Below are 594 nucleotides of genomic sequence, written 5' to 3'. Positions count from 1 at the left end.
CCACCGAATAGCCGCGCCCCGCCGCATCCCGCGCGATCCCGCAGCCGTTGATCCCGCCCCCGATCACGAATAGGTCGAAGATCTCGCTGTCCACAATTGTTCTCCAAGGCTAACGCCGTAAAACGAAAGTGAAATAGCGCCTAAAATGAAATAAATCGAATGTCAAACGAACATTTTATGACCACGTCTTTCCTGCGGTCTCGATGAGATTGATGCCGCTTTCCGAACAGATCTTCCTCAGCGGTTCAACGTCGCAGTCGTCGGTAACGAAAGTGTGGACCTGGGACAGATGGCCGATGCGCACGGGGGCGGTGCGATCGAATTTCGTCGAGTCGGCAACGAGAACAACGTGGCGCGCATTCGCCATGATGGCCTGCGCGACCTTCACTTCGCGGAAATCGAAATCAAGAAGCGCTCCGTCCGGATCGATTGCGGAAGCGCCGATGACAGCGTAATCGACCTTGAATTGCCGGATGAAATCAACGGCCGCTTCACCGACGATACCGCCGTCCGAATGACGTACGACGCCGCCGGCAATGACCACCTCGATGGAGGGAAACATTCGCAATCGATTGGCGACATTGATGTTATTGG

At 55.6% G+C, this 594-nt stretch carries 1 protein-coding gene; it reads right to left on the bottom strand.

Going from position 1 to position 594, the window contains the following annotated elements; all coding sequences use genetic code 11:
* Positions 1–175: 175 nt before the first annotated feature.
* A partial coding sequence (locus ACPYOI_RS35885; RefSeq protein WP_481424149.1) for a DeoR/GlpR family DNA-binding transcription regulator occupies positions 176–594 on the bottom strand: 419 nt, incomplete at its 5' end.

This window comes from Rhizobium sp. SVR5-2C, assembly GCF_056755115.1.
The sequence above is the reverse complement of the archived record's forward strand: the minus strand, read 5'-3'. Positions and strand labels throughout refer to the sequence as shown.